General features: G+C 63.6%; 15 protein-coding genes. 9 read left to right on the top strand and 6 right to left on the bottom strand.

Annotated features, from left to right (window positions below; all coding sequences use genetic code 11):
- Positions 1-63: 63 nt before the first annotated feature.
- Together EO141_RS03595 and EO141_RS03590 are read right to left on the bottom strand one after the other, a co-directional pair.
- Positions 64-459, bottom strand: a complete 396-nt coding sequence (locus EO141_RS03595; protein WP_102254386.1) for a hypothetical protein — start codon at positions 457-459, stop codon at positions 64-66.
- Positions 460-596: 137 nt separating this feature from the next.
- On the bottom strand, positions 597-857 hold the full coding sequence (locus EO141_RS03590; protein ID WP_126945618.1) for a cation transporter: 261 nt from the start codon (positions 855-857) through the stop codon (positions 597-599).
- 103 nt (positions 858-960) lie between these two features.
- Between EO141_RS03590 and EO141_RS03585 the strand changes: the two genes are divergently transcribed.
- From EO141_RS03585 to EO141_RS03570, 4 genes are all read left to right on the top strand, one after another.
- Positions 961-3459: a heavy metal translocating P-type ATPase gene (locus EO141_RS03585; RefSeq protein WP_277601019.1), complete on the top strand. Its 2499-nt coding sequence runs from the start codon at positions 961-963 to the stop codon at positions 3457-3459.
- Complete coding sequence (gene cueR / locus EO141_RS03580; protein ID WP_196768840.1) at positions 3459-3926, top strand: Cu(I)-responsive transcriptional regulator; 468 nt, start codon at positions 3459-3461, stop codon at positions 3924-3926. The genes EO141_RS03585 and cueR overlap by 1 nt, the downstream gene beginning before the upstream one ends.
- Positions 3927-4252: 326 nt before the next feature.
- Positions 4253-5263 (top strand): NAD(P)-dependent alcohol dehydrogenase, encoded by a 1011-nt coding sequence (locus EO141_RS03575; RefSeq protein WP_164739047.1) that lies wholly within the window; start codon positions 4253-4255, stop codon positions 5261-5263.
- A 26-nt stretch (positions 5264-5289) separates the two neighbouring features.
- Positions 5290-5682, top strand: a complete 393-nt coding sequence (locus EO141_RS03570) for a 4-oxalocrotonate tautomerase family protein (protein ID WP_126945612.1) — start codon at positions 5290-5292, stop codon at positions 5680-5682.
- Positions 5683-5750: 68 nt separating this feature from the next.
- On the opposite strand, the gene EO141_RS03565 is transcribed toward EO141_RS03570, so the two are convergent.
- The gene (locus tag EO141_RS03565; protein ID WP_074053024.1) at positions 5751-6353 is read right to left on the bottom strand and encodes a YkgJ family cysteine cluster protein; all 603 of its coding nucleotides are present in this window, start codon (positions 6351-6353) and stop codon (positions 5751-5753) included.
- 328 nt (positions 6354-6681) lie between these two features.
- On the opposite strand from EO141_RS03565, the gene EO141_RS03560 reads away from it, so the two are divergent.
- The gene (locus tag EO141_RS03560) at positions 6682-6954 is read left to right on the top strand and encodes a BPSL0761 family protein (protein ID WP_065031414.1); all 273 of its coding nucleotides are present in this window, start codon (positions 6682-6684) and stop codon (positions 6952-6954) included.
- 2 nt (positions 6955-6956) lie between these two features.
- Entirely contained in the window at positions 6957-7718 is a 762-nt protein-coding gene (locus EO141_RS03555) for an SseB family protein (protein WP_065031413.1), read from the top strand.
- Between the two features lie 1002 nt (positions 7719-8720).
- Here EO141_RS03555 and EO141_RS03550 read toward each other — a convergent pair.
- Both EO141_RS03550 and EO141_RS03545 read right to left on the bottom strand, forming a co-directional pair.
- Positions 8721-10529, bottom strand: coding sequence for a transmembrane repetitive protein (locus tag EO141_RS03550; protein WP_127168551.1), 1809 nt, complete (start codon positions 10527-10529; stop codon positions 8721-8723).
- Positions 10530-10542: 13 nt separating this feature from the next.
- Positions 10543-11142 carry an NfuA family Fe-S biogenesis protein gene (locus tag EO141_RS03545; protein ID WP_039815233.1) on the bottom strand — a complete coding sequence of 200 codons (600 nt, stop codon included), beginning with the start codon at positions 11140-11142 and terminating at the stop codon, positions 10543-10545.
- Between the two features lie 88 nt (positions 11143-11230).
- Between EO141_RS03545 and EO141_RS03540 the strand changes: the two genes are divergently transcribed.
- The 3 genes from EO141_RS03540 to zupT all read left to right on the top strand — a co-directional run bounded on the left by EO141_RS03540 (position 11231) and on the right by zupT (position 13101).
- On the top strand, positions 11231-11587 hold the full coding sequence (locus tag EO141_RS03540) for a 4a-hydroxytetrahydrobiopterin dehydratase (RefSeq protein WP_046342783.1): 357 nt from the start codon (positions 11231-11233) through the stop codon (positions 11585-11587).
- Entirely contained in the window at positions 11584-12006 is a 423-nt protein-coding gene (locus tag EO141_RS03535) for an energy transducer TonB (RefSeq protein ID WP_104582585.1), read from the top strand. Before EO141_RS03540 ends, EO141_RS03535 begins: the two co-directional genes overlap by 4 nt.
- A gap of 276 nt (positions 12007-12282) precedes the next feature.
- A complete protein-coding gene (zupT, locus tag EO141_RS03530; protein WP_104650463.1) occupies positions 12283-13101 on the top strand; it encodes a zinc transporter ZupT in 819 nt (272 codons plus the stop codon).
- A gap of 211 nt (positions 13102-13312) precedes the next feature.
- On the opposite strand, the gene EO141_RS03525 is transcribed toward zupT, so the two are convergent.
- The gene (locus tag EO141_RS03525; protein ID WP_104582583.1) at positions 13313-14299 is read right to left on the bottom strand and encodes an RluA family pseudouridine synthase; all 987 of its coding nucleotides are present in this window, start codon (positions 14297-14299) and stop codon (positions 13313-13315) included.
- Between the last annotated feature and the right edge of the window lie 133 nt (positions 14300-14432).

Raw genomic sequence — 14432 nt, 5'->3', positions numbered from 1 at the left:
ACAAACGACAACGAGCGCGCTGCAACGCATGCAGCACGAGCACGGGTCAATCCAGGAGGGGTCTTAAATCAGCAGGCTACAGAAGCGCTGCAGGGGAGGCGGATCGGACACGCACACCGGAACATCCCGATAGAACTGCGCGTGTACCGGTGGCAACAGAGCCTGCACGAGCGCGAAGGCGGCCAGCGCGGGCTGGTAAGGCACTTGAGGGGCCTTCGCATCGGCCGTGGCGATGTGATCGCGCTGGCAATGCTGGTCGCACAACGCCGGAGCATCGGGATCCGGCGCGGACATCTCTTCGCAACCGACCATCAGGGTCGCTTGTCCAGCTTCCACCGATTCCAGCGGACAGGCGTAAGCCACCAGCGCCAGTTGCTGCAGCAGCAGCGCCCACAGTCCCAGCCATGCCAGTCGGGCACGAGAACGGGGGCGCCGCCATCGCCTCAGCAGCTTCACCATGACAGCTCCCACACGCCCGAAGCAGCGCCTGTGGACGCTGGGCAGATCAGGGTAGGGGACGTGCGAGCTCTCATGATGGCCAGTCTAGCCCTCTTGGGGCTGACTGGCATTGATCAGGATCAAGCCCTCGCGCGGACTCAGCTGTGGCATCCGCCGCAGCAGGAGGATGCGGCCGGGGCGGCCGGCGTGCCAGCCTCAGAAGGGAGCACGGCGGCGATCACATAGCCTTGCCGCTGGATAGCCTCAACCGCCTGTTCTACGGCAAGCAGGCCCTCGATCTTGATCATGCCACTGCCCAGATCGACGTCCACCTGGGCGTGGGGGTCAAGGGCCTGAATGGCTTGGGTCACCGTTCGGACACAGTGACCACAGGTCATACCTTCAACAACGAGATTCATGGACAACCCTCCAAAAGCATCGGCGGTTTGCCGACGCTGTCACGATGAGCCTTCCCACGGTGGGAAGGTCAAACGACAGGCGAGTTGAGTGGAGAACCGTCCCGTGTTGTTGACCTTCCCATCATGGGAAGGCTCAGGCTACCTGCTCGTTCCTATTGGCCCTTACTCCATGGACTTAACGCTCACCTTGCCGCAACCGGTGCCTGCGGCCACCCATCGCTTCAGTGTCGCCGGCATGACATGCGCCTCATGTGTAGGCCGGGTAGAGCGCAGCTTGCGGGCCGTTACCGGCGTGAGCGATGCGTCGATCAATCTGGCAACAGAAGTGGCCGAGGTAACCGCGCCGGCAGCCGCGTTGCCCGCCTTGATCGCGGCGGTGAAGCAGGCCGGTTATGAGGTTGCCAGCCAGGAGCGGGATCTGATCATCGAAGGGATGACCTGCGCTTCATGTGTGGCACGGGTAGAGCGTGCGCTGCGTGCTGTGCCGGGCGTGATGGAGGTGTCGGTCAATCTGGCCACCGAGCGTGCGCGCATACGGGCCACGTCACTGGTGGAGGTCACATCCCTGGTCGCCGCCGTCAGCGCAGCGGGTTATCGCGCGGTCGAACCGCAGACACTGGAAGGCAAGATCGATACAGCGCCGGCGCGCCAGGCGCTCAGTGGTGACACCCTTAAACTGCTGATCGCTGCGGCCCTCTCACTGCCATTGGTCGTCCCGATGCTGGGATGGGTCGCAGGTCAGCACTGGATGCTGCCGGGCTGGATGCAGTTCTTGCTCGCAACGCCGGTGCAGTTCTGGATCGGTGCGCGCTTTTATCGCGCCGGATGGCATGCACTGCGCGCCGGCACGGGCAACATGGATCTGCTGGTCGCTTTGGGGACCAGCGCCGGTTATGGATTGAGTGTCTATCACTTGTTCAATGATGCCGGACACCACGGCGATGCCGCGCTGTACTTCGAGACCTCGGCGGTCATCATTACCTTGATCCTGCTGGGCAAGTGGTTAGAGGCCCGCGCCAAGCAACAGACCACGCAAGCGATCCGGGCCTTGCAAGCACTGCGGCCAGCCACCGCACGCGTGTATCAGGACGGACAAGAGCGCGAGGTTGCCATTCACGAGGTTGCCGTCTCGGACATTGTCAGTGTGCGGCCAGGCGAGCGCATCCCCGTGGACGGCGTGATCGCGGAGGGCCGCACGCATGTCGATGAGTCCTTGATCACCGGGGAATCCATGCCCGTGGCGCGCGGGGAGGGCGATCGCATCACCGGTGGGGCCATCAATGGTGAAGGCCGCATCCTGGTGCGCACACTGGCCATCGGCGCCGAGACCGCCTTGTCTCGGATCATTCGCCTCGTGGAGGATGCACAGGCCAAGAAGGCACCTATCCAGCGAACCGTGGATCGGGTGAGCGCGATCTTCGTGCCGGTAGTGATCGGCCTGGCTTTGCTCACGCTGCTCGGCTGGGGTCTGGCAACGGGTGATTGGAACCAGGCGATCCTGAGCGCGGTAGCGGTGCTGGTCATCGCATGCCCGTGCGCGCTGGGGTTGGCGACCCCGACCGCGATCATGGCCGGCACCGGCGTGGCCGCCCGAGCGGGCATTCTGGTCAAGGATGCCGAGGCGCTGGAAGTGGCACGTACCGTAAAGGTGGTGGCCTTCGACAAGACAGGCACGTTGACCCAAGGACGTCCTGTACTGACCGAAGAGATTGCCACCCGTGGCCATGCGGCCGATCTGTTGCCGTTGGCGGCGGCCCTGCAGCAAGGCAGCGAGCATCCCTTAGCCAAGGCCGTACTGAGCGTGATGGGCCAGCGCGCCATTCCGCTTGCACGCGACGTGCAGGCGGTGCCTGGCCGCGGCATTACCGGCAAGGTGGATGGCAGGAACCTGTTGCTGGGCAGTACCCGCATGATGCTTGAGCATGGCGTCGTGCTCACGGCATTGCAGACCCGGGCCGAACTACTCAGCCAGACCGGCCACACGGTGTCCTGGCTGGCAGAGCAGGGCACCGATCATCCGCAGTTGCTCGGGATACTGGCTTTTGAGGATCCGCCGCGTCTGGGTGCAGCCGCGGCTGTTCAACGGCTGCACACGCTGGGTTTGCGCACCGTCATGATTTCTGGCGACAACCCCGGCGCGGCCGCCTCGGTGGCCAAGGTGCTGGGCATCCAAGAGGTGCGCGCCAATGTATTGCCTGAGCAGAAAGCCGCGTTGGTCGCTGAATTGGCTCAGGTGGCACCGGTGGCCATGGTCGGCGACGGTGTCAACGATGCGCCAGCGCTGGCTGCCGCCAACTTGGGGGTGGCCATGGGAACCGGTACCGATGTGGCGATGCATGCCGCTGGGGTTACCCTAATGCGCGCTGAGCCGGGTCTCATCGCCGATGCCATCGACATTTCCCGCCGCACGACCCGCAAGATCCATCAGAACCTGTTCTGGGCTTTCGGTTACAACGTGGTCGGGATTCCTCTGGCGGCCTTGGGCTTGCTTGATCCGGTCATCGCTGGCGCAGCGATGGCCTTGTCCAGTGTGAGCGTGATTGCCAACACGCTGCTGTTGCGCCGTTGGCAGCCAACCAAGATCGATGTGGGAGAGGCATGATGGCAACCAGACGCAGCTCCAAGGCACTGCGACCCGAACTGGCCGACGCGCGCGAAGCCGGATTGCATAACATTGGCGAAGCCGCCGCGCTTAGCGAGGTCAGCGCCAAGATGATTCGCCACTATGAAGGGATCGATCTGATCCCTCCGGCTAGTCGCACCTTTGCGGGCTATCGCCTTTACACCGATGCCGATGTGCACAGGCTTCGGTTCATTCGTCGTGCCCGCAACCTGGGATTCTCCATCAAACAAATCCAATCGCTCTTAGGCTTGTGGAGCGATGACCGGCGAGCCAGCGCCCAGGTCAAGAAACTGGCCCAGGGCCACATCGACGATCTGCAGATCAAGATTACCGAGATGCAGGCCATGCAGCGAACGCTGCGCGACCTGGCCAGTCGATGCCATGGCGACAACCGCCCGGAATGTCCGATTCTGGACGATTTGGCGAGCCCGACGAACGGGCATTGACGTTCCCACAGTAGGAAGCCTGAGGCTGGCTGTCCGCCCGGCTCGGAGCAGCAAAGCATGCATCGACTACATATCCCCGCCATGGCCTGCAGCGCATGTGTGGCGCCCATTCGACGTGCGTTGATGAGCGTAGACCCTTCGATGCGGGCGCAGTTCATGCCGGACCAACGCCGCATCGGCCTCGAAACCCGCCGACCGCTTGAGCTGATAAAGCAAGCACTCAGCTCGATTGGCTATCCGGCCCACATTGTTCATTAGTGGCGCCATCAAAAAATGCGATGTGCCATTGCACCATCTCGGTCGCCGCCTCTCACCAAACTCGCCGAATGAGCCTCATGCACGCCTACCGCGTCATCCGTGGACAGGGGCCACAAAGCCTTCACAGAATCGAGGTTCCGCACCCGTCCTTGGGTGATAACCAAGTCTTGCTGGCCGTCAAGGCCGCCTCGCTCAACTACCGTGACTTACTCGTCGCCCACGGCCAGATGGGAGCCGGTGAAGCCCGCATCCCATTGTCGGATGCCGCCGGACAAGTAGTCACTACAGGTCCGGCGGTCACCGAGTTCTCCATCGGTGATGCCGTTCTCCCCATCTTCTTTCCGCTGTGGATCGAAGGATTTCCCAGTGACGAAGCGCTGTCCATGTCGCTGGGTGGCAACATCGACGGTGTGCTGACGACACATCTGGTGGTCGATCAAAGCGCGTTGGTGCACGCGCCACGCACTTTGTCATGGGAGCAAGCCTCTACGATCGCGTGTGCAGGAGTCACTGCCTGGCACGCGTTATTTGAGTTGGGCGCGCTGCCCGACGGTGCTCATGTGCTGATTCAGGGCACCGGCGGCGTGTCTACTTGGGCGGTCCAGCTTGCGCTTGCCGCGGGTTTGCGCGTCACAGTGCTCTCTGGGAGAGAAGAGGGCATCGCGCACATGGTGGCATTAGGGGCACAGTCCACCATCAACTACAACACCGACCCCAACTGGGACGAAACAGTGCTCCACACCACCGGCGGCGTAGACCTGGTGATGGATATCGGTGGAGCCGGCACGATTGCTCGCTCGCTGCGAAGTCTGCGCCCCGGCGGCCGAGTCGTGACCATCGGTGGTGTCGCTGGCGGATTTGCATTGAGCATCGATCCATTCTCACTCATCGGCGGAAAGTCGCTCACCGGAGTGGTAGTGGGGTCCAAGAGAATGACCCAAGCCCTTATCCGCTTCATCGACGATCACGCCATCGTGCCGGTTATCGACACCATCTTTCCTTTTGCTGAAGCTGCTGCCGCGTTTGCGCGCATGGAACATGGAAGGCCCATCGGCAAAGTGGTCATCGCCATCAACTAGCCTCTCGGCTTCACACGTGCTCCTTCATGCCTCTGATCAACATCAAAGTCTCTGCATCTTCGTCTCCCGCGCTGACCGCGAAGATATCTACCCAGGTGAGCGATCTGACCAGCCGGATTCTAGGAAAGAAGGCGGGCCTGATCGCGACGATCATCACGTATATCCGCCCTGAAGATTGGCTGATCGGAGGAAAGACGCTGAGCGAGATTGGCGTCTCAAGCTTCTCGCTGGAGATCATCGTGACGGATGAGACCAACACCAAAGCGGAGAAGGCAGAGAATCTTGCCGAGGTATTCGCCTGCTTTGAGCGCCTGTTAGGCCCCGTGCACCCGACAAGCTATGTACATGTCCACGATGCGCGCGCCTCGGCCTATGGCTACGGTGGGCGTACGCAAGAAGCGCGGTTCCATCAGTCCTGACATTCCCGTTGCGCGCATATCTCGCATAAAAGGGCGCTGTCGGGTCAAGTTTTCAGGCACTCCCATGCCTAGGAGCTTTCGCCGGGTACCGCAAAGATCTGTCTAATGTCCATGGGGGTCGTGCGGCCATCTTTTGCTACGAGCTCATGAAAAGCTTCTTGAACTTTGGAGAGTTGGGCCATTGGCAAAGTGATTTCGCCCGATCTGACCGGATCGCACCAGTACGCCGTGTTGGTCAACGCAACATGCTGGCGGCAAACCATTGGACGGTCCTCGTAGATCGAGCATTGTTCCTGGATGAGGAAGGGGCAGGGCGAACCATGGAAGTCGGCACTAGGAAGCGACTTCGGCAATCGAGAATGCGAGGAGCGCTTCTCAATAAGCTCGGCCTCAACGGGATAAAGGTGCACCGGGTAGTGGCAACATGCCGAGCACCCCGCACTGCATGCGACATAGGGAGCCATCGCAGCGGACAGGATCTCCATTTCCTTGTGCAAGGCGCGCAGCTTTTTTATCGGGCTTCCAGGCAAGGCGGCCAGCCGACTGGCCAAGCTGGCTTCTCTGTCTTGGATTTCCATCGGAATGCCAGTAAGCATTCGATCGAAATTCGCCTGAGCATTCTTCTTGGCCTGAGCAGGATCGCTCTCTGAGTCATCCGTTTGCTGCGTCATCGGTGCCCCTCAAGCGTGCCGGGTTGATTCTCGAAACCTACCAAGCCTGCGCCCATCATGCTCGCGGAACTGAAGGCTATCAGTGCTGGAGCGTCCGGCGCGGGCTAGCCGCAACGTGAGCAAGACACCAATCGAGGGCGGAGCCACTCAGACACCAGACTCACCATACCGGCCACGCCGCGGCTTTACATAAGCGACGTTATGCGAAGTAAGTTATTGATTGTATTACATTAACACAGGAATCGCAAGGTCCATAGTTGCACCGTGCGCTGGCCGGCGACAAACGCGATAAGCTAAGCATTCCTTAGTACTAGTCATTCTTGATGTCATGACGATGCCATCTGAGCGAACCCGCAATGTGCTGCAGGCGGGCGCATTCCTCAGGCAGCTAGCGGCCAGCCAAGCCGTGCCCAAAGAGGTGCGGCAAGAGGCATGTCGACTGCTGCGGCACTATCCAACCGTCAGCGACATCGAGGCGATTGCTGAGCACGAACAGCGGCTGCGAGCGCTGACCCAGTCGGCCTTCGTGCGACCCTACCTGAGCAGCGAGATCGAGGCGGATTGGTTCTCCGGGTACCCGCTTGGCCCTCATCGCATCTGACCATGAAGCAATCGAGCAGGCCGCGTGGAAGAGGGACTACGTCTGCGGAGACAGCGCTGGAGGCTTCCTTTGAACGGGCCCGCGACAGTGCAGCCGAGGAACGCGCATTCTTCAAGCGACTGATGGATGCGATCGTGTACGTACATGCGCCCGTCTCGGACGACGCTCTGACACTGCGACTGGTCCAGTTCCGCCATCCTGACGGTTTCGATGCGATCCCTTTCTTTACCTCGCTCGACAAGGCGCAGGCGGCCAGCTCGGCTGCTGTCAGAATTCTGGGAGTATCAGGCCGTGAGCTGCTAACCGGTACTCGCGGCGCGACGTTGATGCTCAATCCCAACGACGGTGGCGTTGTCCTGTACCCGGAAGAGGTTGCGACATTGTTGGATACGGGCTTTCTGGCCAGGGTGGAACGGCTGGCGCCGGCGGAGTTCGCGGTGAGACCTGCCCAGGCCGCACCGGCTTGGCTCGCTCCGGCCATCAGCGGCAGCCTTGAGCACGCCGACTTCGTCTCGTCGGCGTATCTCCTGGAAACTAACTCGTCAGGGGGCGTCGAACAGCCTCCCGGTCTGCTGATCTGGCTGGTGGTCGACCTGGCTTTCGCCGAGCGGGCGGCTCGTCTGGTGACCACCGCCATACAGCCCTTATGCTCAGATTTGGACGTAATCATCGACTTGGCGGTCCATGACGTATCGCTGCCTTTGCCGGCGGGCTTGGATGATCCCCAGATCCTGCCCATATTCACGAGAATCAAGCCAACTTGAGCGCAGCTCATCGGCCTCTGAGCCCTGAAGACAAGCTACTAGCACTCCTTCCGGAATTGACCGAGGAAGAGAAGGATCGGCGGACCCGCGAGGGTATGGCCGACGTCGACGCTGGACGTACGATCCCGCACGAGGAACTACTGCAATGGATCAGGCGACGGTCGGAGCCTTCCTGAGCAGTACTCCAGGAATGCCTGTGTCACGCGGCTTCTGGGTCGATCAAGCCTAGGTCTGTAATCCACGAACTGCCTGACGTCGAGGGGTGTTTCCTCGTTGAATCATGGTGTTAGAGCCGATTCGGCTGTTTTTCTCACGAATCCCTGCCGACCCTCAACATGAGGAGCGGTTGCGGGACCTCACACAGTCGGCGTTTGTGCGGCCTTACTTGACCTCGCAGTTCGAGCAGGACTGGTTCCGCAGTTACCCCAAAGGTCCTCATCGGATTTGAGCGACGGCACGTATCTTCGTAGGCAATCGCCTGCATCGTCAGCTCAACGGGCCTTCGCCCGCAACGAACGCCTGGATCAGCAACTGGCGACGTTGAACGTGTGACTGGAAGCGCAGGGGGCGACAGCACCAGCAGGAGCGCGGGGAATTTCGGAACCGGGTTGGCGCCACCGGAAAGCATGCGCTGGGCAAGGTCGATCAGGCCCGCCATTTACGTTAAGCGATCTGCCTCAGCAGCTGCGCGGGCCATAGAGCCCAAAACCCGTGACAGGCAGCGGCAAGCAAGGACGCCAAACGCCGGGCCACCTTCAATTGTTCGCCCCCCAGAGTGCGCGACTGGGAAAACCAGGCACTCATTACTGCGTTCCCGGAACTATAGACCCCCTTGACTGCGTTAAATGGATACTCAGAGTGCGTCGGTGGACCATCAAAGAGTGCGGTGCCCAACACGAATTAAAAAACTGACAAGAGCCAGATCCAGCGGAACCGCGCCCGTGCCGCCCAAGATCCAATTTCGCATAATGTATATTATGTCAGGTCAAGCCTAGCAACTAGCTACCTAACAGCCCCATTGTCTTCTTGCAGCTCTCGCTTGAACGGCACAGCCGGTGGCGGTCTGGCTGTTGCCGGCTGATCGTTGAGATTCGGGTCGCTCAAGCCGCAGCCGCCGCCGAACTGCAGCAACGACACCACGCAGCTGATCTTGGTGGTCGTTCCCGGGATCGGGATCTCGATCTTCTTCAGGCCGCGGCGCACCCATTCCTGCAGCAGCGACTGGTTTGGCATCCAGTATTTGTCCAGCGAGGTCGGCGTGTAGCCGTATGGCGGACGTTTGAGCCAGGTGCCGCCCTGGGCGATCTGGTCGCGAGTCCAGGTATCGGTTTCGCTGCCTGGCGGCCCGCGGTCGCCAGCACCGGTGCCGGCATCGCCGGTTCCGGCGGCGACGTGGACGCTGCCGTCTGCGTTGAACATGCCATTGCGCGTTCCGTTGGCACCTGTTGCTTCGCCGCTGCGACGACGGTCGGATTTGCTCCAGTCGTCCGCATTGGCCGCGGTATCCCAGCCGCCGCTACGGTCTGCCGGGGCTGGACCGGCATTGCTGGACGCCGGCCTGGTTGCGGATGCGGCCGCCGCTGCGGTGTTGCTGGATTGCGCGCCTCGCGCTGGATTCGCCTGCGCCTGGTTGGGCTGCGTGGAAGCTACCGATGGCTGCGTCGCTGCAGTAGCCGACGCGGATGCTGCCGGCGACAGAGTCACCGGCGTCTGTTGGGCTGGTGCCGCCGGTGCCGGCTGGGGCGCCGGGTCTGGCACGCTTGGCAGTTCGGCCGTTCGAACGGCGACATCGGGCATGCGAACCGTCGGAGTGATCTCGCGACTGCGTACGGACGGCGCAACGACCTGTGGCCGGTCCGGCACGACGACTTCCCGCTCGCGCACCGTTGGCGCGTTGGCAGTGCGCACCGCCACCGTGGCTGCAGGACGCTGCAATTCGCGCAGTTGCGGCTGTTCGGTGACGGTCTGGATATCGCGCTGGCGCACCTCGATCTGCGGCGCGGCCGGCGCAACCGGACGCGGAGCCACCGTGATCGTGGGCGGCGGCGGCACGACGAAGTCGTTCGTGGCCACCGGTGTTTCGGTGACCTGCAGCGGCGATTCAATCGTCACCGGCGGCACCTGCACGCTCACACGTGGCACCTCAGGCGCCACCGGTTCGCTGGCAGCGGCAGCCTCCGGTTCCGGCGCGATGTCCTGCGCCTGGGCAGTACTTGAAGGATCGACTGGTGGCTCGGCGGGCGCAGGCTCCGACGGTGCTGCACTTGCTTTGCTCGGCCTGCCGGTTGCAACGGACGCAGCAGATTGCGGCGCTGAAGCCGCATCGCCCGAGGCGGCCTGCGCCGCGTCAGCGGGCTGCCCTTGCCCACCGCCCTGCTCCGCCGCTCCGTTGCCAATGAAGGTCATGCGCACCCGCGATTCGTCGCCGGTCTTGGTGTCGTCCGGCGCCCAGCGCACCGTGACGACCCAGATCAGCAGTGCGATGAAACCGAGATGGATCAACAGGCTAGCGAGCAGCGCCAGCCAGTGTTGCGGCCGTTGGTCCTTCGGCCGCGGCTCCCAGTGCTGCCACCACAGGCTGCGAAATGCCTGGAACGGCGACAACAGCAACGCCATGCCAGCGCCTGCAGGCGGCGCTGGCCGGGCCAGCAGCACACCCATCACCTGGTCATCGTTGAATGCAGCCGCCGGCCCGATGCGACTGCTCATCCAGGTTGCCCAACCGTAAGGCAGGCCGGTGCGCCGATCCAGGATGAGCTTGCCCGGCATGCGCGCGCGCAATGCCTGCAGCAGATCGGCGGCCGTGGTCACCGGTGGCGCGGAATCAGGCCGCGCTGTCGCGCGGAATATACGGCGCGTCGCCGGTGGCGTGATCGGTCGCGTCGCGCACCGCAATCACGCCGGGCACGCGCCCCATCAAGGTCTTCTCGATGCCCTGCTTCAAGGTCACATCGGCCATGCCGCAGCCGTGGCAACCGCCGCCGAAGCGCAGCAGCACGACACCCTCTGCCGAGACCTCCTGCACCGCCACACGGCCACCATGCGATGCCAGCTGCGGGTTGATCTCGTTCTCCACCACCCAGCGCACGCGCTCCACCATCGATGCGGAGTCGGCCGGCGCTTCGCCCTTGATCTTGGGCGCCTTGATGGTGAGCTGCTGGTTGCCGGTGGACTGGGTGACGTAGTCGATTTCGGCGCCATCCACCCAGGGCACGCTGGCGGCGACGATATACAAGGTGAAGCCGTCGCAGTCGATCGCCCATTCGTCACCGCTCAGGTCCGCCGGTTCGGCGAACTCGAGCCGGGCGTCGGCGCGCGGGGTGCCGGCGTCCACTGCGCTCAGGCGCACGCCCATGCCGGGCACGCCCTCGCGTTCGATGAGCTTGCGGAAATAGGTTTGGGCTTTGTCGGATATCTGGATCATGGGGTTATTCTACCGCTCAATGCGCCTGCGCTCATGGAACACCGTGATCCTGAGTGAACGCGCTGTCCGCCACCCCTGCGAGACTGTCATGACCGATCTGATTCCCCTGGAACAGGCCCACTGCCTGCCGCGCAAGGGCAGCGACCACAAGCTCGGCGAAGCGCGCCTGGCCGAATTGCTGCCGCAGGTGCCAGGCTGGGAGCTGGCCGAACTGGGCACGGCGATCACCCGCACGTTCCGCTTTGCCGACTATTACCGCACGCTGGCCTTCGTCAACGCGCTGGCGTGGATCGCCCACCGCGAAGACCACCACCCCGACCTGGGCGTGCATTACGACCGCGTGGTGGTGCGCTATTCCACCCACGACGTCGGCGGATTGAGCGAAAACGACTTCATCTGCGCGGCCAAGGCCGCCCAGCTCTACGATCAAGGAGCCACCCCATGACCCCGTCTCGCACCGCCCTCGCCGGCCTGTTCATTGCCGTCGGCATCAGCGGCTGTGGCAAGTCGTCGCAGCCGCCGGCCGCGCCGGCGGTGGCTCCGACCGAACTGGCCGCCTTGAAGACGCCGCCGCCGGAATACTCCCCGCAACTGGCCTGTGCCGGCATCGGCGGCACTGCCGTGCTCCGGGTGGTGGTCGGTGTCGAAGGCACCCCGACCGATGTATCGGTCGCGCAAAGCAGCGGTCAGCCGGTGCTGGACGAAGCCGCGCAAAAACGCGTGCGCGAATGGAAATTCCGGGCCGCCACGCGCAATGGCCAGGCGGTGCCGCAGACGATCCAGGTGCCGGTCGCCTTCAAGCCGCCGGTGCCGCGCCCGGACGAATGCTTTGCCATCGAAGAGCGGGCGCGTCGAGGCGGCTAAGCCGCTGTTGATACGTTGCGCGAACAGACGCGGCGGCGGTAACCCGCTGGCGCGCCGCCCCCAACGCCGAGCACCGCGCAGGCCTGCAGCAGCGCCAGCCACCGCAGTGTTCGCCAGCTGTCAGCGTGCACGCGCCAGGCCTGCCGCGTCAGACACCACGTGTTCGTCATCCAGGCATGGCCATCCTGCAGGCGCAGCGTGGCCATGCGCAAAGTGCGCAGCAGCAGTCGCCACGCTCCCCGCAGGTCGGTTCCATTCCACGAGGTCGTGCGTCACATGCTCGAAGTGTCATCCCACAATGTCTGGACCGCATTTGCGGTCACGCTGGCAGCTGGCCTGGCGACCGGACTCGGCAGCCTGATGGTCGTGTTCTCCAAGAAGCCCAATCCGCGCCTGCTGGCGTTCGGGCTGGCATTCGCCGGCGGCGCGATGGTGTACGTATCGCTGTCGGAGATTCTCAACAAATCGATCGCTTCGTTCTCCAACGCCTACAACGACAAGCTCGGCTTCACCTTCGGCACGCTGGCGTTTCTGGGGGGCATGCTGTTGATCATGGTGATCGACCGCCTGGTGCCCAACCCGCACCAGAGCCTGTCCAGCGACGATCCGCTGTTCCGCGACGACAACCGGGCCTATATCCGCCGGGTCGGCCTGATGACGGCCATCGCCATCACCGCGCACAATTTTCCCGAAGGCCTGGCGACCTTCTTCGCCACGCTGGAAAGCCCCGCGGTCGGCATGCCGCTCGCGTTCGCCATCGCCATCCACAACATTCCCGAGGGCATCGCCATTGCGGTGCCGGTGTACTTCGCCACCCGCAACAAGCTCTACGCCTTTGGCGCCAGCCTGCTCAGCGGACTGGCCGAACCGATCGGCGCCGGCATCGGCTATCTGGCCTTGTCGAGCGTGCTGTCCGAAGCGGTGTTCGGCACCGTCTTCGGCCTGATTTCCGGGGTGATGGTGTTCCTGGCACTGGACGAATTGCTGCCGGCCGCCAAGCGCTACGCGCAGGGCCACGAGACGGTCTACGGCCTGGTCGCCGGCATGGGCACGCTGGCGATCAGCCTGGTGTTGTTCCGCTTCGCCACGCCCTAGCGCGGCCTGCGACGACCAAGCGACGTGGGAGCGAGACGCGATTGCCCTATTCAATCGGTTCAGTTCGCATGCCGAGGTTTGTGAGTCGCCATTCCCCTGACGAGCGCGGGTTCCGCTCTACCGGCAGGATCGTGACCCGCGCAGCCGCACATGGCGCGAGCGCCGTCCCAGCATCCGCGCCGATGTAGCCTCCCTGCCCGCCCTGGCTGCGTCAGCGCCCCAGCCGGTCCAGTGCCTCGGCCAGCTCCGGCGCCAGCGGCGCGCTCAAGACGTAGGGCGTCTTGCCGCCGTCCAGCGTGAATTCCAGCGACGCGGCATGCAGGAACAAACGCTTCAGGCCGAGCTGGTCTCGCAGGCGCTTGTTGACCTCCGCCTCGCCGTACTTGTCGTCACCGGCCACCGGATGCCCCAGGTGCTGGGCGTGCACGCGGATCTGGTGGGTGCGGCCGGTTTCGATGCGGACTTCGCAATACGAGTGCCCGCCGCGCCGCTCCAGCAGCGTGAAGTGGCTCAGCGACGGCTTGCCGATCGCATTGACCTGCACATGCCGCTCGCCGCCCTGGCGCAGCCCGATGTGCAGTGGCGCATCGACCGTCATCACCCCGTCCGGCATGCGACCGACCAGCAAGGTCAGATAGCGCTTGGTGATGCCGCGGCCCTCGACGCGGTCGTCCTCCCGCATCAAGGCCTGCATCTCGGTCAGCGCGGAGCGCTTTTTCGCCACGATCAACAGCCCGGAGGTATCGCGGTCGAGCCGGTGCACCAGTTCCAGGGTCTGGTTCGGCCGCAGCGCCCGCAGGGTCTCGATGGCGCCGAAGCTGATCCCGCTGCCGCCATGGCTGGCGACCCCGGATGGCTTGTTGAGCGCCAGCAGGCGCGCGTCCTCGAACACGATCGCCGCTTCCAGCCGCGCCAGGAACGACGACGGTGGCGCGGCCTTGTCGCCCTCTTCGGCAACGCGCACCGGCGGGATCCGCACTTCTTCGCCGCCCTCGAGCTTGCGCTCGGCCTTGGCCCGCCCGCCGTTCACGCGCACCTGGCCGCTGCGCACCAGCTTGTAGATCAGGCTGCGTGGCGCGCCCTTGAGCTGGCCGAGCAGGAAATTGTCCAGCCGCTGCCCAGCACGGTCTTGCGGAACTTTGAGAATACGCACGCCTACACGGTCGGCAGGCGGCTTGGGGGGCTGGGGGTCGGTCATCCGGCTCTTTATTCTGTTACACTCGGCGAGCGAGATAAGGGTTTGATTTCGTTGGAAGTTGATTGGCCAGAAGCCTGCCTTCCGATGATTCCGGCACAGTGCGCGACCACCGCCCCCGGGGCGGCCATGTTAG

This window comes from Xanthomonas sp. BRIP62415, from assembly GCF_003993515.1.
GTDB lineage: Bacteria > Pseudomonadota > Gammaproteobacteria > Xanthomonadales > Xanthomonadaceae > Xanthomonas > Xanthomonas euroxanthea.
Note: the sequence above shows the minus strand (reverse complement) of the source record. Positions and strands in the feature narration are given on the sequence as shown.

Coding starts and splice junctions, on each gene's coding strand:
- EO141_RS03570 (WP_126945612.1), top strand. CDS start 5,290: ATGCCTCTGATCAACATCAAAGTCTCTGCATCTTCGTCTCCCGCGCTG.
- EO141_RS03590 (WP_126945618.1), bottom strand. CDS start 857: ATGAATCTCGTTGTTGAAGGTATGACCTGTGGTCACTGTGTCCGAACG.
- cueR (WP_196768840.1), top strand. CDS start 3,459: ATGGCAACCAGACGCAGCTCCAAGGCACTGCGACCCGAACTGGCCGAC.
- EO141_RS03525 (WP_104582583.1), bottom strand. CDS start 14,299: ATGACCGACCCCCAGCCCCCCAAGCCGCCTGCCGACCGTGTAGGCGTG.
- EO141_RS03535 (WP_104582585.1), top strand. CDS start 11,584: ATGACCCCGTCTCGCACCGCCCTCGCCGGCCTGTTCATTGCCGTCGGC.
- EO141_RS03575 (WP_164739047.1), top strand. CDS start 4,253: ATGAGCCTCATGCACGCCTACCGCGTCATCCGTGGACAGGGGCCACAA.
- EO141_RS03545 (WP_039815233.1), bottom strand. CDS start 11,142: ATGATCCAGATATCCGACAAAGCCCAAACCTATTTCCGCAAGCTCATC.
- EO141_RS03555 (WP_065031413.1), top strand. CDS start 6,957: ATGAAGCAATCGAGCAGGCCGCGTGGAAGAGGGACTACGTCTGCGGAG.
- EO141_RS03560 (WP_065031414.1), top strand. CDS start 6,682: ATGACGATGCCATCTGAGCGAACCCGCAATGTGCTGCAGGCGGGCGCA.
- zupT (WP_104650463.1), top strand. CDS start 12,283: ATGCTCGAAGTGTCATCCCACAATGTCTGGACCGCATTTGCGGTCACG.
- EO141_RS03595 (WP_102254386.1), bottom strand. CDS start 459: ATGGTGAAGCTGCTGAGGCGATGGCGGCGCCCCCGTTCTCGTGCCCGA.
- EO141_RS03565 (WP_074053024.1), bottom strand. CDS start 6,353: ATGACGCAGCAAACGGATGACTCAGAGAGCGATCCTGCTCAGGCCAAG.
- EO141_RS03540 (WP_046342783.1), top strand. CDS start 11,231: ATGACCGATCTGATTCCCCTGGAACAGGCCCACTGCCTGCCGCGCAAG.